The sequence below is a fragment of the Roseomonas sp. GC11 genome (genome assembly GCF_024437745.1).
Classification (GTDB): Bacteria; Pseudomonadota; Alphaproteobacteria; order Acetobacterales; family Acetobacteraceae; genus Pseudoroseomonas.
The window spans coordinates 1-21,671 of record NZ_JANFNY010000035.1; the positions used below are offsets into that span (position 1 = coordinate 1).

At 72.2% G+C, this 21,671-nt stretch carries 17 protein-coding genes; 4 read left to right on the top strand and 13 right to left on the bottom strand.

Annotated elements, in window-relative coordinates; translation table 11 throughout:
- Window positions 1-1,860 (bottom strand): ABC transporter ATP-binding protein/permease (locus tag NON00_RS12475; protein ID WP_256021373.1); only part of this gene is annotated, 1,860 nt, incomplete at its 3' end.
- Between the two features lie 224 nt (window positions 1,861-2,084).
- Here NON00_RS12475 and NON00_RS12480 point away from each other — a divergent pair.
- Window positions 2,085-2,942: an NUDIX hydrolase family protein gene (locus NON00_RS12480; RefSeq protein WP_256021375.1), complete on the top strand. Its 858-nt coding sequence runs from the start codon at window positions 2,085-2,087 to the stop codon at window positions 2,940-2,942.
- A gap of 65 nt (window positions 2,943-3,007) precedes the next feature.
- Here the strand turns inward: NON00_RS12480 and NON00_RS12485 are convergent, their stop codons facing one another.
- The 4 genes from NON00_RS12485 to NON00_RS12500 form a co-directional block, all read right to left on the bottom strand.
- Window positions 3,008-5,086, bottom strand: coding sequence for a methyl-accepting chemotaxis protein (locus tag NON00_RS12485; protein ID WP_256021377.1), 2,079 nt, complete (start codon window positions 5,084-5,086; stop codon window positions 3,008-3,010).
- A gap of 177 nt (window positions 5,087-5,263) precedes the next feature.
- Window positions 5,264-6,079 carry a lipid-binding SYLF domain-containing protein gene (locus NON00_RS12490; protein WP_256021380.1) on the bottom strand — a complete coding sequence of 272 codons (816 nt, stop codon included), beginning with the start codon at window positions 6,077-6,079 and terminating at the stop codon, window positions 5,264-5,266.
- 169 nt (window positions 6,080-6,248) lie between these two features.
- A complete protein-coding gene (locus NON00_RS12495; protein ID WP_256021382.1) occupies window positions 6,249-7,172 on the bottom strand; it encodes a site-specific tyrosine recombinase XerD in 924 nt (307 codons plus the stop codon).
- Between the two features lie 26 nt (window positions 7,173-7,198).
- The gene (locus tag NON00_RS12500; protein ID WP_256021384.1) at window positions 7,199-7,345 is read right to left on the bottom strand and encodes a hypothetical protein; all 147 of its coding nucleotides are present in this window, start codon (window positions 7,343-7,345) and stop codon (window positions 7,199-7,201) included.
- A gap of 53 nt (window positions 7,346-7,398) precedes the next feature.
- On the opposite strand from NON00_RS12500, the gene aroB reads away from it, so the two are divergent.
- Window positions 7,399-9,171, top strand: coding sequence for a 3-dehydroquinate synthase (aroB, locus tag NON00_RS12505; protein ID WP_370688711.1), 1,773 nt, complete (start codon window positions 7,399-7,401; stop codon window positions 9,169-9,171).
- Window positions 9,172-9,311: 140 nt separating this feature from the next.
- Here aroB and NON00_RS12510 read toward each other — a convergent pair whose 3' ends face one another.
- From NON00_RS12510 to NON00_RS12520, 3 genes are all read right to left on the bottom strand, one after another.
- Entirely contained in the window at window positions 9,312-10,283 is a 972-nt protein-coding gene (locus NON00_RS12510) for an esterase-like activity of phytase family protein (protein WP_256021389.1), read from the bottom strand.
- Window positions 10,280-12,148, bottom strand: a complete 1,869-nt coding sequence (cobT, locus tag NON00_RS12515) for a cobaltochelatase subunit CobT (protein WP_256021391.1) — start codon at window positions 12,146-12,148, stop codon at window positions 10,280-10,282. The genes NON00_RS12510 and cobT overlap by 4 nt, the downstream gene beginning before the upstream one ends.
- A 137-nt stretch (window positions 12,149-12,285) precedes the next feature.
- Window positions 12,286-13,869: an ABC transporter substrate-binding protein gene (locus NON00_RS12520; RefSeq protein WP_256021393.1), complete on the bottom strand. Its 1,584-nt coding sequence runs from the start codon at window positions 13,867-13,869 to the stop codon at window positions 12,286-12,288.
- Window positions 13,870-13,997: 128 nt separating this feature from the next.
- Here NON00_RS12520 and NON00_RS12525 point away from each other — a divergent pair, with 128 nt between their 5' ends.
- Window positions 13,998-14,933 carry a nucleoside hydrolase gene (locus NON00_RS12525; protein ID WP_256021396.1) on the top strand — a complete coding sequence of 312 codons (936 nt, stop codon included), beginning with the start codon at window positions 13,998-14,000 and terminating at the stop codon, window positions 14,931-14,933.
- A 179-nt stretch (window positions 14,934-15,112) separates the two neighbouring features.
- Here the strand turns inward: NON00_RS12525 and NON00_RS12530 are convergent, their stop codons facing one another.
- From NON00_RS12530 to NON00_RS12540, 3 genes are all read right to left on the bottom strand, one after another.
- Complete coding sequence (locus NON00_RS12530; protein WP_256021398.1) at window positions 15,113-18,043, bottom strand: ATP-binding protein; 2,931 nt, start codon at window positions 18,041-18,043, stop codon at window positions 15,113-15,115.
- A gap of 1 nt (window position 18,044) precedes the next feature.
- Entirely contained in the window at window positions 18,045-19,145 is a 1,101-nt protein-coding gene (locus tag NON00_RS12535; RefSeq protein WP_256021400.1) for a TRAP transporter substrate-binding protein, read from the bottom strand.
- A gap of 85 nt (window positions 19,146-19,230) precedes the next feature.
- Window positions 19,231-19,503 (bottom strand): hypothetical protein, encoded by a 273-nt coding sequence (locus NON00_RS12540; protein WP_256021403.1) that lies wholly within the window; start codon window positions 19,501-19,503, stop codon window positions 19,231-19,233.
- 98 nt (window positions 19,504-19,601) lie between these two features.
- Here NON00_RS12540 and NON00_RS12545 point away from each other — a divergent pair, with 98 nt between their 5' ends.
- Complete coding sequence (locus NON00_RS12545) at window positions 19,602-20,357, top strand: glycerophosphodiester phosphodiesterase family protein (protein WP_256021405.1); 756 nt, start codon at window positions 19,602-19,604, stop codon at window positions 20,355-20,357.
- Between the two features lie 142 nt (window positions 20,358-20,499).
- On the opposite strand, the gene mepA is transcribed toward NON00_RS12545, so the two are convergent.
- Entirely contained in the window at window positions 20,500-21,369 is an 870-nt protein-coding gene (mepA, locus tag NON00_RS12550; RefSeq protein WP_256021407.1) for a penicillin-insensitive murein endopeptidase, read from the bottom strand.
- Window positions 21,370-21,385: 16 nt separating this feature from the next.
- On the bottom strand, window positions 21,386-21,667 hold the full coding sequence (locus NON00_RS12555; protein WP_256021409.1) for a hypothetical protein: 282 nt from the start codon (window positions 21,665-21,667) through the stop codon (window positions 21,386-21,388).
- Window positions 21,668-21,671 lie beyond the last annotated feature (4 nt).

The window sequence follows — 21,671 nt, forward strand, 5'->3', positions numbered from 1 at the left end:
CCCCCCCCCCCCCCCCCCCCCCCCCCCCCCCCCCCCCCCCCCCCCCCCCCCCCCCGCGGCGGCCTCGGCGGCGGCCACCGCCTCGGACTGGCGGCGCCACATCTGGGCATAGAGCCCATCCTGCGCCAGCAACTCGCCATGCCGGCCGCGCTCGGCGATCTGCCCGTCCTGCAACACGATGATCTCGTCCGCCTCCACCACGGTGGAGAGGCGGTGGGCGATGACCAGCGTGGTGCGCCCGGCCGAGACGCCGCGCAGCGCCGCCTGGATCTCCTGCTCCGTGCGGGTGTCGAGGGCGCTGGTGGCCTCGTCCAGGATCAGCACGCGCGGGTCCTTGAGGATGGTGCGGGCGATGGCCACGCGCTGCTTCTCGCCGCCCGAGAGCTTCAGCCCGCGCTCGCCCACGCGGGTGTCGTAGCCATCTGGCAGGCGCAGGACGAAATCATGCACCTGCGCCAGCTTCGCGGCGTGGACCACCTCCTCCTCCGTCGCGTCGGGGCGGCCATAGGCGATGTTGTAGCGGATGGTGTCGTTGAACAGCACGGTATCCTGCGGCACCACGCCGATGGCGGCGCGCAGGCTCTCCTGCGTCACGGCGCCGATCTCCTGGCCGTCGAGCAGGATGCGCCCCGCCTGCGGGTCGTAGAAGCGGAAGAGCAGGCGGGAGATGGTGGATTTGCCCGCCCCCGTCGGCCCGACGATGGCCAGCGTCTTCCCCGCCGGGACGCTGAAAGAGACCCCCTTGAGGATGGTGCGGTCCGGCCGGTAGCCGAAGCGCACGGCCTCGAAATCCAGCGCGCCGGGGCCGGCGGCGAGGGCGGGGGCGCCGGGGTGGTCGGCCACCTCCTGCTTCTCCCGCATCAGGGTGAACATGGCCTCCATGTCCACCAGCCCCTGCTTCAGCTCGCGGTAGACGAAGCCCAGGAAGTTGAGCGGCAGGTAGAGCTGGATGAGGTAGGTGTTGACCAGCACGAAGTCGCCCACGCTCATGCTGCCATTGGCCACGCCGCGCGCCGCCATCAGCATCACCGCCGTGAGGCCGATGGCGATGATGGCCGCCTGCCCCATGTTCAGGTAGTTCAGCGTGACCTCGGAGCGGGTATAGGCCTTCTCGTAGCGCGCCAGCGTCGCGTCGTAGCGGCGCTCCTCATGCCGCTCATTGCCGAAATACTTGACCGTCTCGTAGTTCAGCAGGCTGTCGATGGCCTTGGTGTTGGCCTCCTGGTCCATTTCGTTCATGGCGCGGCGGAAGCGCAGGCGCCAGTCGGTGAAGACCAGGGTGAAGCCGATATAGAGCCCGATCGTCACCAGCGTGACCAGCGCGAAGGAGGCGCTGAACATCCCCCACAGGATGCCCGCCACCAGCAGGATCTCGATCAGGGTGGGGACGATGTTGAAAAGCATGAAGTCGAGGACGAAGTTGATGCCCCGCGTGCCGCGCTCGATGACGCGGGACATGCCGCCCGTCTGCCGGTCCAGGTGGAAGCGCAGGCTGAGGGCGTGCAGGTGGCGGAACACCTGCAGGGCGATGACGCGCCCCGCCCGCGCCTGCACCGGCGTGAAGATGGCGTCCCGCAGCTCCGCCATCCACGAGCTGAGGATGCGCAGCAGCCCGTAGCCGATGACGAGCCCGACCGGCACGCTGGCCATGGCGGCGGCGGTGCCGAGCTTCTGCCCCAGCGCGTCCACCGCGTGGGCATAGACGAGGGGCACCAGCACATTGGCACCCTTGGCCAGCACCATCATGGCCAGGGCGATGACGACGCGCGCCCGCAGCCCCGTTTCTCCCCGTGGCCAGAGATAGGGCGCCAGCGTGGCCAGGGTTCGCAAATGCCCGCGCGGGCGAGGGGAGGCGTTCACGGGGTGGTCTCCGGTCTTTCGCCGGTTACATGGACGCCGGGGCGGGGGCTGGCAACGCGCTTTGGGGCGATAACGGTGATCGGCCAGGCTCATACCCAAACAGACAAAGTCTTTTTGCTTCTTTTTCTTCAGAAAAAGAAGTTTCCTTCATATTCCTTCCATCTTCTTCCCTCCCGCGCGCGGCCACTTTTTTTCTGTCGCCCGCTGGCGCACAACGCCGGGCCATGACGACCGGATTCGCCCGCCACATCGCCGCCTGCAACAACCTGGCCTCGCCGGCCGGCCTGGTGCCCTTCCGCATCGCGGCGGCGCCGGTGGGCTGGCTCTCGCCCGACGTGGCCCGCTGGCTCTCCTTCCGCCCGCGGGACTTCCACTTCGATGCCGGTGGCGTGGTGCTGCCGCCGCGCCGCCTGGGCCGCCCCTCGCCGCAGGCCGTGCTGGACGATGCCGCGCGCGGGCTTGCGAAGGCCGGCTATCTCCGCCTGCGGGACGAGGCTTTCGATGTCCGCGCCACGCCGGATGGCCCGGTGCTCGCCACGCTGGATCGTGGCGCCATCCCGGCCTTCGGCGTGGTGGCGCAGGGCGTCCACCTCAACGGGCTGGTGCGGCGGGCGGATGGGCTGCATCTCTGGCTGGGCAAGCGCGCCGCCAGCAAGGCGGTGGCGCCGGGGCAGTGGGACAATATCGTGGCGGGCGGCATGCCGGCCGGCCTCTCGCCCGGGGAAACCCTGGTGAAGGAGGCGGCGGAGGAAGCCGGCCTCGCCCCGGAACTGGCCGGGCAGGCGCGGCAGGTGGCGCGGCTTTCCTACATCATGCAGGGGCCGGAAGGGCTGCGGCGGGACATCCTGCACGTCTTTGACCTCGACATCCCCGAGGCGATCACGCCAGTGCCGGCGGATGGGGAGGTTGAGAGCTTTGAACTCTGGCCCATCCGCCGCGTGCTGGAAGCCGTGCGCGATGGCGATGCGGTGAAGTTCAACGTCAATCTGGTGTTGATCGATCTGTTTATTCGTGAAGGGCTGATCGACCCGGCCAGCGCGGAAGGGCAATCCCTCGCCCGGGGGCTGCGGGCGGGGGCGTAAAGAGAGGAAGAGAAGGGTTCTTTTTTGGAAAAAAGAACCAAAAAACTTTTTCTGTCTGGGGCCAGTCAGGCAGCGCGGATGCTGGTCAGGAAGCGTTCCATCTGGCCGCGCAGCGCCTCCGCCCGTTGCGCCAGCTCGCCGGAGGCTGCGCGGACTTCGGTGGCCGCGCTGCCCGTGCGCTCGGCATCGGCGCTGACGCCGGTGGCATGGCGGGAGGCGGCGTTGGTGCCCGCGGCGGCCTTGGCCACGGCGCGGCCGATTTCCTGTGTTGCCTCGGCCTGCTGGCCTGCCGCCTCCGCCACCTGGGCTGTGGCGTTGTTGATCTGCTCGATGATCGCGGTGATGGCGCCAATCGCCTGCACGGTGCGCCCCGTCTCCGCCTGCATCGCCGCGATCTGGGCGGAAATCTCCTCCGTCGCCTTCGCCGTCTGGCTGGCCAGGGTCTTCACCTCGGAGGCCACCACGGCGAAGCCCTTGCCCGCCTCGCCGGCGCGGGCGGCCTCGATGGTGGCGTTCAGCGCCAGCAGGTTGGTCTGGCCGGCGATGCTGTTGATCAACTGCACCACATCGCCGATGCGGTTGGCGGCCTCGGACAGGCCGTGGACGGTGCGCCCGGCCTGATCGGCGGCCTGCACGGCGGAACGGGCCTGCCGCGCGCCATCCTGCACCTGCCGGGCCACCTCGGCGATGCTGGCCGCCAGCTGCTCGGCGGCGGCGGCGACGGTCTGCACATTCTGGCTGGCCTGGCTGGCGGCCTCCGCCACGTCACCGGCATGGCGGGTGCCATCGGCGGCGATGCCCGCCATGCTGGCCGCCGTCGCGTCGAGTTCCGTGGCGGCGGAGGCGACGACGCGCAGCATCCCCGCCGTATCCTCCTCGAAGCTGTTGAGCAGGGCGCCGATGCGCTGGGCGCGGGCCAGCTCGGCCTGCTGGGCCTGCTGCTGGGCCTCCTGCATCGCCCGCCGCTCCAGCGAGCCCTGGCGCAGCGTCTCGACGGCGCGGGCCATCTCGCCCAGTTCGTCCGGGCGGGCGCGGCCGGGCACGGAGAGGTCCAGCACCCCCTCGGCGATGCGCGCCACGCTGCCGGTCAGCGCCCGCAGCGGCTGCACCAGCCGGCGCATCAGCAGCACCAGGCTGCCGATGGCCAGCAGCGTGGTCAGCACCACGAGGCCGAGCGCCAGCAGCAATTCCCGCAGGGCCGCACCATGCGCATGATCCGAGATGGCCAGGGCCTCGTCCAGCGCGGCATCGCGCAGGTCGAGCAGGGCGGCGAGGCCGGGCGCGGTCCAGCGGCGCATCTCGTTGCTGCCCTCGGCCCAGGTGCCGCGCGGGGCGGGCTGGCCGAGATGGGGGGCCGCCAGCTCCGCCTGCTGCCGCAGCCGGGTGGCCAGTTCCTCGCTGCGGGTGGCGTAGAGGCGGACGGCCTCCTGCAGGCGCGGGCGGCCCTCCAGCACGGCGGCGAGGCGGCGGGCGCTCTCATAGGCCTGCTGCGCGCGGCCCAGCTGCCCCTGGAAATTGTTGTAGGCGGCGCGCTCCACCACGCCGCCATTCACCCAGCCGAAGAGCAGCACGACATTGCGGCCCATCAGGTCGCGCTGGTCCATCACCGCATTGGCGATCTCGACCGGCAGCATCAGCTCCGGCTGGCCGCGGGCGAGGAAGCGGGTGAGGCCGGCGCCGAGTTCGGCGGCGCGGCCCGCCATCTCCCCCCGGGCGCGGCCGAGATCGGCGGCCAGGGTGGGGTCGCGCTGCGCGGGCGGGCGGGTGAAGGCCTCCTCCGCGCGGCGGCGCAGCGTGGCGAGGTCCTGGATGATCTGGCCGGGCGCGCGCTTCGCGGCATCCGCCAGGGAGGTGGCCGGCATCGCCTGATCCAGCCGGGCCAGCAACTGGTCCGTCACCGGCGCGGCGGCGCGCAGCGCGGCCATGTCCGGCGTGGGGGTGCTGATGGAGCTGGCATATTGCCCCACTTCGAGGGCGAGGGCGGTCTGGCTGCGCTGCGCGGCGCTGAGGGCGCGGGTGTCGAGCGTGGCCTGCCCCGCGACACGCCAGGCCTCATAAGCCTGCCCCGCCAGCAGCAGGGAGGCCAGCGCACCCGGCAGGCCCACCGCGCAGAAGCCTGCCAGGAAAAGAGTGCGAATGCGCATCCGTTTTGGCGACCCACCATTTCAGGTGAGTAAACTTACAACGCTTTAATGAATAAACCCTTGCTACTCTTCCCCATTTTCTGTGGCGTTCCGGTTATTCTCTGGCGGAACGCCCCTGAAAAAGTTTTTTGGTTCTTTTTTCCAAAAAAGAACTCTCTTCTTTCCTTAACCTTCCCCTCACCGCAGGGGCTGGGCCTGGACGCCGCCGCTCTGATAGGCCGGGGGCGGCTCATAGCCTGGGGTGGTGGGCGGGATCTGCTGCCCCGCCGGTGCGGGGGCGCTGCCGCCGCCATGCTGGCCGCCGAAGCGCAGCAGGGCGCCGCGCAGCGGGTCGGAGCCCGGATTATACCCCGCCATGTCGACGACGATCTGCCGCGGGCTGAGATCCTTGCCGTAATAGGTGCGGTTGGCCTCGCTGCGGGTGGAGAGCAGGGAGCCATCGAGGGCGATGCCGGCGTAGAGGCCGCGGCTCTTGGCGAAGGTGACGATATCGGCGCCGACGGCGGCGGTGGTGGAGCCGGAGATGCCGCCGCCGATGGTGGCCACGGCGATGCCGGCATCGGCGCCGACCTTGAACTGGCTGTCCATCAGGGCGTTCAGGCCCTTATCCGTCAGCACCAGCATCATGACCATGGCGTCCTGCACGCCGATCTGGAAGCCGATGCTGCCGCTGCCCAGGCCGTAGAAGGCGGGGGAGGACCAGGAGCCGGCGCCGTCGCGCGCCAGCAGGACGCAGGAGCCGCCCTGGCCGCCCAGGATGAAGCCGGCGCGGAAGATGCGCGGGCAGACCATCACGGCGCGGGCGCGGCGCAGCAGGGTGATGGCGTCGTTGAAATGGGCGGCATTGCCGTTGCCGCCGCCCAGCATTTCCTGCACCGCCAGGGTGGAGCGGTCGACCAGCGCCTGTTCCTCGCCGGCCGCCGCCGCCGGCCGTGCCAGGCCGATCAGCGCCGTGAGGGCCAGGGCGATGGGAGCGTAGATCGAGCGCCGCATGAACATCCTCCGCCAAGCTGTTGCCCAGACATGAACTCCCGCCTGCCTCATGGCAAGCCCCATGGCCCATGCCGGGGGGAGGCGCGGCCCACAACCGCGCGATGGCACACTGGCCCGGGCAGATGGCGGCCATATGGCCATTTTGCTCCGGTTTTGCGGCAGGCGGTGCCTAGGCCGCCGGCGGGCTTTCCGTCCCCGGCTTCTTTCCGGCCAGATTCTGCTCGGCCAGCGGGTGGTGCGTCTCGACGATCTGGCGCAGCCGTTCCTCCAGCACGCGGGTATAGATCTGCGTGGTGGCGATATCGGCATGGCCGAGCAGCATCTGCAGCGCGCGCAGATCCGCCCCGCCCTCCAGCAGATGCGTGGCGAAGGAGTGGCGCAGCACATGCGGGCTGACCTTCGCCGGGTCCAGCCCCGCCGCCAGCGCCGCCTGCTTGGCGAGCAGCAGCAGGCTCTGCCGCGTCAGGTGGCCGGAGGCGGCATGCGAGGGAAACAGCCATTTGGACGGTTTCTTCGGCGCCCGCAGGCTGAGCGCCGCCCGCCGCGCGCGGTCCGAGATGGGGACGAGGCGTTCCTTCCCCCCCTTGCCGCGCACCATCACCAGGGGGCTGTCCTGCATCAGTGCCTGGGCGGGGAGGGAGACCAGCTCGCTGGCGCGCAGGCCGGAGCAGTAGAGCAGTTCCAGCAGCGCCGTGGCCAGCGGCCCGCGCTTGCCGGGCAGGCGGGCGGCGGCGTCGAGCAGTGCCTCCACCTCCTCCCGCCGCAGCGCCTTGGGCACGCGGGAGGGCTGGCGCGGGCTGTCGAGGATTTCCGTGGGGTCGTCGGCGCGCACGCCCTCCGCCGCCAGGAAGCGGTAGAATTGCCGCAGGGCGGAGAGGCGCCGCGCCGCCGTGCGCGGCGAGAGGCCCGAATCCGTCAGCCAGACGAGATAGGCGCGCAGCAGCTCGGGCGACGCCGTGACGGGCGCCCCCTCCCTGCGGCGGGCGAAGCCGGCGAAGTCCTCCAGATCGGCGCGGTAGGCGGCCAGCGTGTTGCGCGCGGCGCCACGCTCGGCCGCCAGCATTTCCAGGAAGGCTTCGAGATGGCGGTCCATCCCCATTCCCCCCCGGTCAGCCCGGGTCAGCGTGTGCCGAAGCGCTCATTGGGCAGCACGCGCTCCACCGGCTGCTGGCTGACCGGCGGCGGGAAGGCGCCGAGCACCAGCAGGCCGCCCAGGGCGGCCAGGATGAGGATCAGGACGAGAAGAAGCAAAGGGCGGCGGAACATGGCGGCCGTGGGTATCCTCGCGCGCGGGGAATGTTGTGCTACCTTCCACCCTTGTGTCACGCAACCTCGGCCTTGCCATTGTTCCGCCCGCCGCATCGCCGGCGCCCGAGCCGCCCGCCCCGGAGGCAGCGGCGACCCTTGCCGCCCCGCCGGCGCCCCTGAGCTCGCCTTTGGGCTCACCTTTGGGCTGGGCCGCGCGGTCGGTCGTGCTCGTCGGCATGCCAGGTGCCGGCAAGTCCTCGATCGGCAAGCGCATGGCGCAGCGCCTCGGCCTGCCTTTCCGCGACGCGGATACGGAGATCGAGGCCGCCGCCGGGCAGCCGATCACGGAAATTTTTGCCCGCTATGGCGAGCCGCATTTCCGCGAGGGGGAGCGCCGCGTCATCGCCCGCCTCCTGGCCGGGCCGCCCCTGGTGCTGGCCACCGGCGGCGGCGCCTATGCCGATGCGGAGACGCGCCGCGCCATCCGCGACTCGGGCGCCCTGGCCGTCTGGCTGCGCTGCTCCATCCCCGTGCTGCTGCCGCGCGTCTCCGGCCGGGCGACGCGCCCGATGTTCATCAACCAGGACCCCGCCGAGGTGCTGGGCCGCCTGATGGCCGCGCGCCATCCGCTCTATGCCGAGGCCGACATCATCGTGAACTGCCCCGAGGAAACCCCGGAAGCCACCACGGACCGCGTGCTGGAGGCCATCACCACCCATGCGCCCCCGGCGCGCCTGCCCGTGCCGCTCTCCGGCGGCCGCGCCTATGAGGTGCTGGTGGGGCGGGACCTGCTGGCGCGCGCCGGCGGGCTGATCGCCCCGGCGCTGCCGGCGCGGCGCGTGGCCATCGTCAGCGATGCCTCGGTGGCGGCGCTGCACCTGCCCGCCCTGCGCGCCGGGCTGGCCGAGGCCGGCTTCGAGATCCGCGCCAGCCTGACCGTGCCGCCCGGCGAGGCCAGCAAGAATTTTTCCCAGTTCGCCGCGCTGATGGAGGATCTGATGGCCGCCGGGGTGGACCGCGGCACGGCCATCATCGCCCTCGGCGGCGGGGTGGTGGGGGATCTCGCCGGCTATGTCGCCGCCAGCGCGCTGCGCGGCCTGCCCTTCGTGCAGATCCCGACGACGCTGCTGGCCCAGGTGGACAGCTCGGTGGGCGGCAAGACGGGCATCAACCTGCGCGCCGGCAAGAACCTGGCCGGCGCCTTCCACCAGCCGCGCATCGTGCTGGCCGATACCGGGGTGCTCGCCACCCTGCCGGCCCGCGAACTGCGCGCCGGCTATGCCGAGGTGGCCAAGCACGGCCTGTTGCAGGGCCCGCTCTGGGACTGGTGCGAGGCCGAGGGGGCGAAGGCCGTGGCCGGCGACCCGGAGGCGCTGCGCCACGCCGTGCTGGAAAGCTGCCGCCTGAAGGCCGCCGTCGTCGCCGCCGATGAGCGGGAGGAAAGCCCGGAGGGCGGGCGCGCCCTGCTCAACCTCGGCCATACCTTCGGCCACGCCATCGAGGCGGAGTGCGGCTATGACGGCAGCCTGCTGCATGGCGAGGGGGTGGCCATCGGCCTCGGCCTCGCGGCGCGGCTCTCGGCCATGCTCGGGCTCTGCGCGCCGGAACTGGCGGGGCGGGTGGAGGCGCATCTGGCCGCCGTCGGCCTGCCCGCCCGCCTCTCCCACCTGCCGCGCCGCTTCACCGTGGCGGCGCTGATGGCCCGCATGCGCAAGGACAAGAAGGTGCGGGATGGCGCCCTGCGCTTCATCCTGCTGCGCGGGCCAGGGCAGGCTTTCACCAAGGGCGATGTCGATCCCGCCCTGGTCGAGGCGCTGCTGCGCGCGGAAGGGGCTGTGGGGTAAGTCCTGGGGAGGCTCCGCCTCCCCAGACCCCTCCGCCGGGGGGACAGGGTCCCCCCAAATCTTCCCTTGGGGACCCCGCCATCAGATCGCGGGGTCCCCCCAGGAAAAATTCGGGGTGGCCGTGCCACCCCGGCGGGGGTTCAGGGGGCAGAGCCCCCTGCCCAGCGGAACAGGTGCAAAAGCCCCCGCTGCACCGGGAGTTCGTTGTCATCCACGAGCATCGCCACCCAGTCCTGCCCCTGGTGGCGGAAGCTGGCCACGCCTTCCCAGTTCTCGGCCGGCAGGGCCTGCGCCTCCAGGATGACCTCGCCCTGCAACAGCGTCTCCGGCCCGGCGCCGGCCAGCAGGGCGGCGGGCAGATGCACCAGCCGGGCATGGAACCAGCGGCGCAGGCTGAAGCTGCGCTCCACCACCAGCGCCCCGCCCCCCGGCAGCCCACAGGCATCGGAAGGAACAAAACCCTCCGCCGGGCGGTAGCCCAGCGGCACCCAGCGCCCCGGCCCGCCGATCCAGCCGCGCAGCCAGCCCTGCGGGCCGGTCCACAGCCCCTCGCTGATCGCCAGCAGCCGGCCATCGGCCAGCACGGCCAGGCTCTCCAGCCCGGCATTCAGCGGCGCCTGCCGCAATTCGGGCGGCATGGGCCAGAGCGTGCCGGGCGCCGCCAGCGTGGCGTGGTGCTGCACCCGGTGCCAGCGCTCGAAGCCGATCAGCCAGCTGCCATCCGGCAGCCGCGCCAGGGACTCGGCATCGGCGAGCAGCCGCCCCGGCGGCTCCAGCAGGAAGCCATGGTCGATCGCGCCGGTCTCCACCCCCTCCAGCCCGCGCGGCGCGCCGGTGGCGTCCAGCACCAGCCGGGCGCGCAGCCAGAAGCCCTGGTCGCTGATGGCGGACAGGGTGAGGTCATCGGCCACATGCAGGGCGGACCAGCCGCCATGCCCGATGGCCGCCGGCTCCAGCAGCAGCCCACCCTGGGAGAGGAGCGGCGCGCCGGGCGGCAGGGGGAGGGGAGGGAGCGGGCGGATTTCCGCCAGCGCCCCCCGCAGCACGCAGCCGCCCAGCGAGGCCAGACCCAGCGCGCCCAGCAGCAGGCTGCGCCGGTTCAGTCGGATCACGCCAGCAGCGGCGCCCGCTCGGTCGCCGCGCGCTGGAAGGCGGCGGCGGCATCCTCGTCGAACAGCTCGGCCAGCTTCTTCATCATGGTGCCGCCCAGCTCCTCGGCATCCACGATGGTCACGGCGCGGCGGTAATAGCGCGTGACGTCGTGGCCGATGCCGATGGCGATCAGCTCCACCGCCTGGCGCCCCTCGATATCGCCGATCACCTTGCGCAGGTGGCGCTCCAGGTAGTTGCCGGGGTTGACGGAGAGCGTGCTGTCATCGACCGGCGCGCCATCGGAGATGACCATCAGGATGCGCCGCCGCTCCGGCCGCGTCAGCAGCCGGCGATAGGCCCATTCCAGCGCCTCGCCGTCGATGTTTTCCTTCAGCAGGCCCTCGCGCAGCATCAGGCCGAGATTCTTGCGCGCGCGGCGCCAGGGCGCGTCCGCCGGCTTGTAGATGACATGGCGCAGGTCGTTCAGCCGGCCGGGATTGCGCGGCTTGCCCTCCTGCACCCAGCGCTCGCGGCTCTGCCCGCCCTTCCAGGCGCGGGTGGTGAAGCCCAGGATCTCCACCTTCACCGAGCAGCGCTCCAGCGTGCGCGCCAGGATGTCGCTGCACATCGCCGCCACCGAGATGGGGCGGCCGCGCATCGAGCCGGAATTGTCGATCAGCAGGGTGACGACGGTGTCGCGGAAATCCGCCTCGCGCTCGCGCTTGTAGGAGAGCGAGAGCAGCGGGTTGGCGACGATGCGGGCGAGGCGGGCGGCATCCAGCATGCCCTCCTCCAGGTCGAACTCCCAGGCGCGCTGCTGCTGCGCCAGCAGGCGGCGCTGCAGCCGGTTGGCCAGCTTGGAGACGACGCCCTGGAGGTGGGAGAGCTGCTGGTCGAGCTGCTGGCGCAGCCGCGCCAGTTCCTCGGCATCGCAGAGATCCTCGGCCAGCACCTCCTCGTCGAAGGATTTGGTGAAGGGGCGGTAGGTGCTGGCATCGTCCGGCGGCGGCGTCTCGCGGCGCTGCTGCGGGCCGCCCGGGCGGTCCTCGCCCTCGGCGGCGACGCCCTCTTCCTCCTGGGTCTCGCCCTCTTCCTCGGCGCCCTCGCCCTGCATGGATTCGGGCTGGGCGCCCAGCGTCGGGTCGCTCTCCTGGCTCTGCGCCTCGCCCTCGGAGGAATTGTCCTGCTGGCTCGTCGTCTCCGAGCCTTCCTCGCCCTGCTCGTCCTCCTCCGCCTCGGCCTCCACCTCGGCCTCGGCGAGGTCGAGCGCGGTCAGCAGCTTGCGGGCGGCGCGGGCGAAGCGCTCCTGGTCCTCGCTGGACTGGGCCATCTCGTCCAGCGCGGCCTCGGCCTTCTCGCCCAGCGTGTCGCGCCAGAGGTCGAGCACGCGCTGCGCCGCGGCCGGGGCGGGCTGGCCGGAGAGGCGCTCGCGCGCCAGCAGGGAGAGCGCGGCCGGCAGCGGAAGCTGGTCCTTCCGCGTCATCCGGTCATAGCCCTCGGCCTCGCAGGTCTCGGCCAGCTTGGCGGTCAGGTTGGCGGCGACGCCGGGCATCAGCCGGCTGCCCACCACCTCCACCCGGGCCTGCTCCAGCGCGTCGAACACCTCCTTCGCCTCGCGGCGGGCGGGGGTGCGGGCGGCATGGGCGGCCTCGTCATGGTGGCGCAGCCGCAGGGCGATGGCATCCGCCGCCCCGCGCAGCCGCGCCATCTCCGCCGGCGGCAGGGCGCGCGTCGGCAGGGGCAGGCGGGCGCGCTTGCCGGCGAGGCCGGACGGGCCGGGCTGGAAGGCCACCTGCACCTCGGTGTTGCGCGCGATGGCGCGCAGCGTGCCGGCGGTGGCCCGCTTGAATTCTTCCTGACGGGTCAGGTCCTTGCTGCCGCTCATCTTGCTCGCCTCGATGGTTCAGGATCGGGGGGGGCGCCCCCCCCCCCCCCCCCGGGGGGGGGGGGGGGGCCCCCCCCCCCCCCGCCCCACCGCCGGGGTGGCAGGGCCGCCCCCATTTTCCCTGGGGGACCCCGCCTTCAGGGCGTGCGGCGCACGCTCATGGCCAGGGTCATCTCGTCCGTCCGCGCCTCATAGGAGAGGCCGCGCTTCATCGCCCAGGTATTCACCTGGAAATAGAGGGGAATCAGCGCCGTCTGGTCGCGCAGGGCGGCGCGGGTGGCCTGCTGCGTCAGCGCCTCGCGCTCGGCATTGCCCATGGTCTGCCGGGCCTTCTGGATCAGCCCGTCGATATCCGTGTTGCTGAAGCGGCCACGGTTGGCGGTGCCGAGGCCGAGCGTCGGATTCCAGCTGTGGATCTGCGTCTCCAGCATCCCCAGCACCTCGGGGTTGGGCGAGAAGCCGGCGAGGTTCACCGAGTATTTCAGCTGTGCCGCCTCGGCCAGCCAGACGCCGCGCGGGCGCGTCTCCACCGTGGCGGCAAGGCCAAGGCGCGTCCACATCTGGGCGATGGCCTGCACCACCTGCTCGTCATTGACGAAGCGGTCATTCGGCCCGTTCACCTGCACGGCGAAGCCCTGCGGATAGCCGGCCTCGGCCAGCAGCCGCTTCGCGCCGTCGAGGTCATAGGGCTGCGGCTTCAGGTCCGGGGAAGTGCCGAAATATCCCTCCGGCCCCAGATCGCCCGCCGGCGTGCCCTGGCCCTGCAGGATGCGCTCCACCAGCGCCGGGCGGTTGATCGCCATGGAGAGGGCGCGCCGCACCCGCGCATCGCGCAGCGGGTTGGCGATCGGCCCGCCATCGCGCGCATGGACATGCGGGCTGTTCTCCCGGTCGCTGTCCAGCGTCAGGAACATCAGGCGGTTGGAGGGGCTTTCCGCCACGCTGAAGCGGGCATGGGTGGCGAATTTGCGGAACTGCTCGGGCGGGATGATCTCGATCAGGTCCACATCCCCCGCCTCCAGCGCCGCGGTGCGGGCGCCGGCATTGGCCATGGGGCGGAACTCGACACGGGCGAAATCGGGCTTCGGGCCGTGGAAGCCCTCATGGCGCTCCATCACCACCGGGCTGCCCGGCTGCCAGGAGATGTGGCGGTAAGGCCCGGTGCCGATCATCGCCTTGCCGGAATTGTAATCGGCCGTGGCGGCCCCCTCGCCATGCCGCTTCGAGACGATCATGACGAGGGAGAGGTAATTGGGCAGCAGCGGCGTCGGCACGCTGGTGCGGATGCGCAGCGTCGTCGCGTCCACCGCCTCCACCGCCGTGATCGGCCGGGTATAGACGCGGAAGGAGGAGGGCGAGTTCGGCACATCCCCGGCGCGGGCGAGGGTGAAGGCCACATCCTCCGCCGTCACCGGGCTGCCATCGTGGAAGCGCGCCTGCGGGTCCAGGGTGAATTCCCAGGTCAGGTCATCCACGGCGCGCCAGGCGGTGGCGATGGCCGGGCGCAGCACCTGCCGGTGGTCCTGCTGCACCAGCGGCTGGAAGACGTGGCGGCTGAAGGCGATGTTGGTGATGAGGCTGGCGAAATGCGGGTCCAGGCTGGTGGGGCCGGATTCCATGCCGATCCGCAGCGTCTCCTGCGCCGCCGCCCCGCCGGGCTGGGCGAGGAGCGGAACGGCGGCACAGGCCGCCGCGAGCAGGGCAGAGCGCAGGCTGGGCATCAGGGAAGATCTCTCCCGCTGGGGGGTGTTGGGTGCTGCGGCGCAAACTGGCATGGTGCCCGGCCCGCCGCAACGCGCAGGCCCCACGGAAACCACCGCAAAGCCCCCGCGAATCAACAGGAAGCCGCATGCCCGCCACCCCGCGCCCCGTTCTGCTCGACTGCGACCCCGGCACGGATGATGCCGTGGCGCTCTGGCTGGCCCTCGCCGCGCCAGGGATCGATCTGCAACTGGTGACGGTGGCGGGCGGCAATGTCGGGCTGGAGCGCACCCTGCCCAATGCCCGCGCCGTGCTGGGGCTGGCCGGGGCGGGCGTGCCGGTGGTGGCGGGGGCGGACCGCCCGCTGGTCGGCCGCTTCCGCTCCGAGACGCGGGTGCATGGGATGGACGGGCTGGGCGGCGTCACGCTGCCCGAGGGGCCGCCCGCCACGCCGGGCCTCGCGGCGGATGCCATCCGCGCCCGGCTGCGCGCGGCGGCGGCGGAGAGTGTCACCCTGGTCGGCCTCGGCCCCGCCACCAACCTGGCCCTGGCCCTGGCGGCCGAGCCCGATCTGGCCGGGCGCGTGGCCGAGATCGTGCTGATGACCGGCGCGGTGGGGGAGGGCAACTGGAGCTCCGCCGCCGAGTTCAACGCCGCCATGGACCCGGAGGCGCTGGCCATCCTGCTCGCCTGCGGCCGGCCGGTGACGCTGGCCACGCTGGACCTGACGGCGCAGGCGCTGGTGACGCCGGCGCGCGTCGCGGCGCTGCGGGCGGTGTCGGGGGGCGGGCGCTGCCTCGCCGCGGCGGTGGAGATCCTGGCGGCCATCCCACCCTCCCGCCGCTTCGAGCATCGTGGCGTGCCGCTGCACGACCCCTGCGCGGTGATGTGGCTGGTGGCGCCGGAGCTCTTCACCCACCGCGCCGTGACGGCGAGCGTGGTGCTGGATGGCGCCGACCGTGGCCGCACCCGCATCGACCGCTGGGGCCGCGATGGCGCCCCCGCCAATGCCCGGCTGCTGGAGGGGCTCGATGCGGAAGGCTTCTTCGCGGCCCTGGGGATGATGTTGAAGGAATTGAAATAAACAGAAAGAAAGGTTCTTTTTTGAAAAAAAGAACCAAAAAACTTTTGTCAGTTCAGCGTCCCGCTGTGCCGGGAAACGGCGGCAGCCTGAAAAAAAAGCGTCCCGCTGTGCCGGGAGACGGCGGCAGCCTGAAAAAAGCGTCCCACTATGCCGGGAGACGGCGGCAGCCCGAAAGAAAACTAAGCCGCTTCCGGATCGCCGGCGCGTCCCTGCTGGGCGGTCTGCCGGCGGACCCAGGCGCGCAGGGCGGGCAGGGTTTCTTCCAGCACCTGCCGGGCCTGGGCCAGGGCCTCGGCCGGGTTGTTGCCCTGGGCGACATTGCGCTGGATATCCTCCAGCGCGCGGGCCAGCCGCCGCGCCCCCATGGTGCGCGCCACGCCCAGCAGGCGGTGCGTGGTGGCGCGCAGCGGCGCGATATCCAGCGCCGGGGTCAGCTGCGCGAGGCTCTCGCGCCCGCGCTCCAGCTCGGCCACGAATTCCACCAGCACGGCCTGCGCGGCGGGGCCCAGATCCGCCACCAGCGCCTCGCCCGCCACATCGTCCAGCAGCGGCAGGGCGGCGCCGGTGGAGAGCGTGGGCCCGGCCTGCACCGGATGCGCATCGGCGAATTGCCGCACCATGCGCAGCAGCGTCTCGCGGTCGATCGGCTTGGCCAGATGGCCATCCATGCCGGCCTGGCGGCAGGCCTCCACCTGTTCCGGCATGGCCGAGGCCGTCACCGCCAGCACCGGCACCCGGCCGCGCGGCGGCGCCAGGGTGCGGATGCGGCGTGTGGCCTCCAGCCCGTCCATCACCGGCATCTGGAGGTCCATGAGCACGAGGTCGAACTGCCCCTGCTGCACGGCGGCCAGGGCGGCGGCGCCATCCTCGACGCAGGTCACATGGTGCCCCGCGCTGGTCAGCATGGCACGCGCCACGAGCCGGTTGGCCGGCACGTCATCCACCACCAGCACCTGCAGCGGCTGGGCGGAGGCCTGGGCGGCGGCGCCGGGGAGGACGGGCTTCGGCGCCGCCTCGTCCGGTTCGGGGGGGGGCAGGGTGGCGGGCGGCAGCGGCAGCTCCACCCAGAAGGTGGCGCCCCGCCCGGGCGGGCTGTCGCAGCCAATGCTGCCGCCCATCAGCTCCGCCAGCTGCGCCGCGATCGACAGGCCCAGCCCCGTGCCCGTCGCCGCCTCCGCATTGCTGGCGCCGGGCGTGGCAAGCTGGACGAAATCGCGGAACAGCAGGTGGCGCTGGCCGGGCGGCACGCCGGGGCCGGTATCCTCCACCTCCAGCCGGATGCCGCCCGTGGCGGCGCGGCGGGCGCGCAGCGTCACGCGGCCCTGCGCCGGGGTGAACTTCACCGCGTTGGAGAGCAGGTTGAGCAGGAGCTGGCGCAGCCGGGTGGCATCGGCCATCACCCCGGCGGGCAGGTCCGGCGCCACCTCCAGCAGCAGGGCCTGGCTCTTGCGCTGCACCTCGGGGGCGAGCAGGGCGGTGCAGCGTTCCAGCAACGGCACCAGCGCCGCCGGGGCGGGCTGCAATTCCAGCCGCCCGGCCGCGATCTTTGAGAGATCGAGCAGCCCGTTCACCAGCTCCAGCAGGTGGCGGGCGGCCTCGTGCAGGGTGCGCAGCTGCTCGCGCTGGTCGGGCGCCACGCGCGGGTCGTTCAGCAGCACCTGGGCGAAGCCCAGCACGCCATTCAGCGGCGTGCGAAGCTCGTGGCTCATGCGCGCCAGGAACTGTGTCTTGGCCTCGCCGGCGGCGGCGGCCTCGTCGCGCGCGCGGGCCAGCTCCTCCATCGCGCGCTTCAGCTCGGTGATGTCTGTGCGGATGCCCACCGTGCCGCCGCCGGGCGTCGCGCGCTCGGTGATCAGCACCCAGCGGCCATCGGGCAGCAGGCGCTCCATCGGCGGGTTGTCGCCGCGGTGCCAGCGCCGCATCTCGGCCAGGAAGGCATCCAGGTCGTCGCCCGCCTGCGGGTACTGGCCGCGATAGAAGCCCTCCCGCATGATGTCGTCGAAATGCGAGCCGGGTTCGATGAAGGGCGCGCTGACCTTGTAGAAATCCTTGTAGCGCGCATTGCAGGCCACCAGCCGGTCATTGGCGTCCCACATGACGAAGCCGTCGGACATCGAGTCCAGCGCGTTCTCCAGCATGGCGCGCCAGCGGGCGCGCTCGGCCTCCACACGCTCACGTTGGCGCAGCGCGAGGATCAGCGCGCCCCCCAGCGCCGCCACCAGGGCGGCGAAGGCGAGGCTGACGATGAGCGCGCGGCTGCGCTCATTCTCCCAGCTGGCCAGCGCGCTGGAGAGCTTCATGCTGGCGGAGAGGGAGAGCGCCGGGTAGAGCAGCGGGCGCACCGTCGTCAGCACGCGGTCGCTGTCGAAGCGGCTGATGGCCTCGCTCACCGCATTGGCGCCGGCTTCCTGCAGGCGCTGGCCGAGCGGCGGGGAAAGCCGGGTGCCGATGCGCGTCTCGTCATGCGGCAGGCTGGCCAGCAGCGTGCCGTCATCGCGCTCCAGCGTGATGCGCAGCCCCGCGCCCTCGCCACCCACGGCGAGCAGCGAACCGATGACCGGCACCGGCAGTTCCGCCACGGCGAGCAGGGGGCCGAGTTCCGGCATGGTGATGCGCCGGGCCATGAAGAGCGACCACTCCCCGGTGGCCGGGTTGCGGAAGGGCCCGCCGATCAGCACGGCCCCGGCGCGCGGCGCCGTCTCGACGAAGGCGCCCTCCAGCGCGAAGGGCAGCGGCCGGCGGCGTGAGACGGCGAGGCCGGTGGCCACCGGCATGCCGTCCGCGCCGATCAGCAGCACGTCGCGGAAGGTGAAGTTCTGGTTGTTCAGCTCGCGCAGCACGCGGTTGACCGCGCCATTGTCGAGCGTGCCGCCGGAGGCGAGCGGCGCCAGCATGGCCGGCAGCCCGGCCAGCATGGCATCGACCTGCACGAGGTTGCGGTTCAGCGAGGCCTCGACCGCGCGGGCGATGCGGTTGACGGTGTCGGTGGCGCTGGAGAGCGCGGCCTCCCGCGCGCGGCCCACCAGCAGCGAGGTGGCGAACCACTGCCCGAGCAGCAGCGCCATCGCCGCAAGCAGGATCGCCAGGCGGATGCGTCGGAATTGCAGCATGTCAGTCGCCGCGCGCCGTGATGCCGAGGCTGGGCGCGAGATAGGTGTTCCAGGCCCGGGCGCAGTCGGCGCCGCAGCGGTCCACCCAGCGCGGCAGCACGGTGCTGGTGAGCAGCGAGCGGCGGCGCTCATTGTCGGCCGCCGTCACCGGCACCACGGTCATGCGGCCGCGCCGGCCGGCGGTGCAGCTGGCGCGGCCGGCGGCGCAGTCCAGCCCCTCGCCGGTCTCGCGGTCGGCGGCGTCCCAGATATCGCGCTCCAGGTCGCGCAGGCCCTCCTGGATCTTGCCGCGCATCTCGGCCGGCAGCGCCTCCCACGCCGCCTTGTTGGCGGCGAAGATGGAGACGCCCCAGGTCAGCGCCATGGCGTGGATGTGGCTCGTCACCTCATGCAGGCCGATGCTGTTGCCGGAGAGCGTGCCGGTCACCGCGCATTCCACCACGCCGGCCTGCATGGCCGGCACGATCTCGGCGAAGGGGATGACGACGGAGGTGGCGCCCAGCGCCTCGAACAGCTCCGCCTGGCCGACGGAGGAGGTGCGGATGCGCCGCCCCGCGAGGTCGGCCAGCCCGGTGAAGGGCCGCGTGCACCAGGTGACCTGCGCCGGGTAGGTATAGACCGCCAGCAGCTCGATGCCGTAGCGCTCGCGCAGGATCTCCCGCAGATGGGGGCGGTAGAGCCGCACCGTCTGGCGCAGCGTGGCGATGTCCGGGTTCAGCGCCGGCAGGTCCACCGCGTTGAACTCCGGCTCCTCGCTGGAGACGACGGCGACGAGGGCGGTGCCGAAGGGCACGACGCCGAGGCGCATCAGCGGCAGCATCTCCTCCGCCCGGAAGCCGGCGCGGTCGAAGGGGGCGATCTCGGCGGTGACGCGGCCCTGGGTGATCTCGCTCAGCCGCTTGCGCCAGAAGGGTTCCTCATAGCGCGTGTATTGCGAGACATTGGCCAGCCCGCCCACGATCTTGAGCTGGATCGGCTGCGGCTCCGCCGCGCGCGCGGGCTGGGCGAGGGCCGCGCCCAGGCACAGCGCCAGCAGGGTTGGCACGGCCGGAAGCGGAAGGTCGCGCAGCGGGCGGAAGCAGGCGGCAAGCCGAGACAGCATCATCGCATCCTGTGGCGCAGGCGGCTGAAGGCCTGCGCCCTGTGGTCGGGAAGGGCCGGGGAGGGGCGGCGCACCAGGGCCGGCCTCACCCGAGCCGCACGCGCAGCCAGTCCTCCACCTCGGGGGAGAGGCCCTGCCAGCTGGGTTCCGTCACCGGCATGACCACGAGCGCGCCGGCCAGCCCGGCGCGCCGCAGGGCGCTGTGCAGGTGTTCGGTCAGGTACCGGGCCGAGACGGCACTTTCCACCAGCAGCGAGCCCGGCAGGGTCAGGTGCGATTCGGCCAGCTGCCAGACCGCGTCCTCCAGGGCCGAGGCGCCATCCGGCGTCTGATCGTGGGCAACCAGGAGCAGAGGCATGTCACGACCTCTCGGAGGGATTTAACGTGAGTTTAAAGGGGCCATCGGTGTTGCGCCAGCAGGCTTGACGCTTTGCCCGCCACGGCCCAGCAAGAGGCATGCCCGATACGCCCATTTCCGCCCCGCGCACCGCGATTGTCAGCCATCGTGGCGGCGCTTTCCTCTGGCCCGAGAACAGCCTGGAGGCCTTCCGCAACACCCTGGCCCTGCCGGTGGAGCAGGCGGAATGCGATATCCACCTGAGTGCCGACGGCATTCCGGTGGTGATCCATGACACCACCCTGCCGCGCACCACGGAGGGGGATGGCCCGGTGGCGGCGCGCAGCGCGGCGGAGCTGGTGGCGCTGCGGCTGCGCGGCGCCGGGCACCAGCGCGTGCCCCTGCTCTCCGAGGTGGCGGCGCTGTTCCGTGGCCGCCCGATGCAGCTCCAGGTGGAGCTCAAGACGCCGCCCGGCACCCGTCCGGACCCTGAGCTGCTGCGCCGCACCCTGGCCGTGCTGGACGAGGCGGGCATCCGTGCCCAGTGCCGCATCATTTCCTTCGAGGCCGATCTGGCGGCGCAGGCCCAGGCGGCGGGCGGGCTGGCCGGGGTGATCTGGCTGTTCGAGCCGGCGCTGCTGGACAGCATCGGTGCCGCGGGCGTGGTGGGCGTGGCCCAGGCGCATGGCTTCTCCTGGGTGGAGACCCATATCCGCGCGCTCGATGAGGCGCTGGTGGCCCGGCTGCGCGCCGCCGGGCTGAAGATCGGCGTCTGGGGCGCCAATCATGACGCGACCATCCGCAAGGCCCTCGCCCTCGGCGTTGATGCCATGGCGACGGATGATCCGGTGCGGGCGCTGGAATTGAGAGGGTGAAGGCAAGCGTTCTTTTTTGAAAAAAAGAACCAAAAAACTTTTCCAGTGCAGCGTCCCGCCGTGCCGGGAGAGGGCGGCAGCCCGGAAAAGTCTTTTTGCTTCTTTTTCTTCAGAAAAAGAAGATTCCCTTCAAAAACAAAAATCAACGTTCTGACAGGATGCCGGCGCAGGCCGCCGGCAGGCGTGGCGGCGGCCCTTGCGGCTGCGGCGCCGGGGGCTGGCGGGCGGCGTCGGAGAACCACCACGCCAGGCTGGCGTCGCAGCCATCGCCGGGCGGCGGCGGGGCCTGGTCCTGGCAGGCGGCCTGCCCGGGCGGGCAGCGCAGGCGGATGTGCAGGTGCGAGTCATGGCCACGCCAGGGCCGCACCCGGCGCATCCAGGGCTCGCCCGCATGGGTGGCGCAGAGGGCCTTCTTGATGGCCGGGTTGACGAAGACGCGGTCCACCCCCGGCGCTTCCGCCGCCAGCTGGACGAGCCGGGCATGGGCGGGGGTGTAGCGCGCCGGGTCCACCTCCTGCCCATCCGGCCGCACCAGGGAGGGGACGTCGATCTGTTCGCGCGAAGCGGCCGGGCGCGGCGGGCGCGGGGCGAGGGCGAACCAGAGATCGGCATCCAGCCCGATCTGGTGGCTGGCATGGCCCCAGGGCATCGGCCCGCCGCGCGGCTGGCCGAGATCGCCGATCCAGAGGGGCGGCATGCCTTCCGCCCGGGCGCGGCCGGCGATGTCGCGCAGCGTGGCGATCAGCGCGGGGTGCCCCCAGAATCGGTTGCGGGAGAGGCGCACCACTTCCCAGCCCGGCCCCTCGGGCGGGAGGGCGACGGCGCCGGCGATGCAGCCCAGCCCATGCGCGCCGAGGATGCGCGGTGGCCCGGCGGCGGGGCCGCGCGCGGCGGCCCAGGCGGTGGCGGCGGGTTCCGCTGCCTGGCCCGGCGCCGCGGTGGCGCCGGCCAGGAAGAAGGCCATGGCAAGCCAGGGCCCCCGCCGCGCCAGGGTGGCGGGGCGTTGCCTCATCGCCAGGGGCACGCGCTCAGCCGGAGAAGCGGAAGGAGCCCGGCACGGGCGTGGCGGCGGGGGGCGGCTCGGCCGGGGCGGCGGCCTGCTGGGCCTGCTTCACCTTGGCGTCGATCTGCTTCAGCAGGGCCAGCACGCCATTGGCGAAGGCGGGCATCTGCACCACGGGGATCATCAGCTGGCCGCAGGGCACCGGCTTTCCGTCCGGCCCGGTCTGCGCCAGGGTGATGCGCGTCACGCCGTAATTCACGCTGGCTTCCAGGATGCCATCCGCGAAGAACACGGGCTGGTCGGGCATGGGG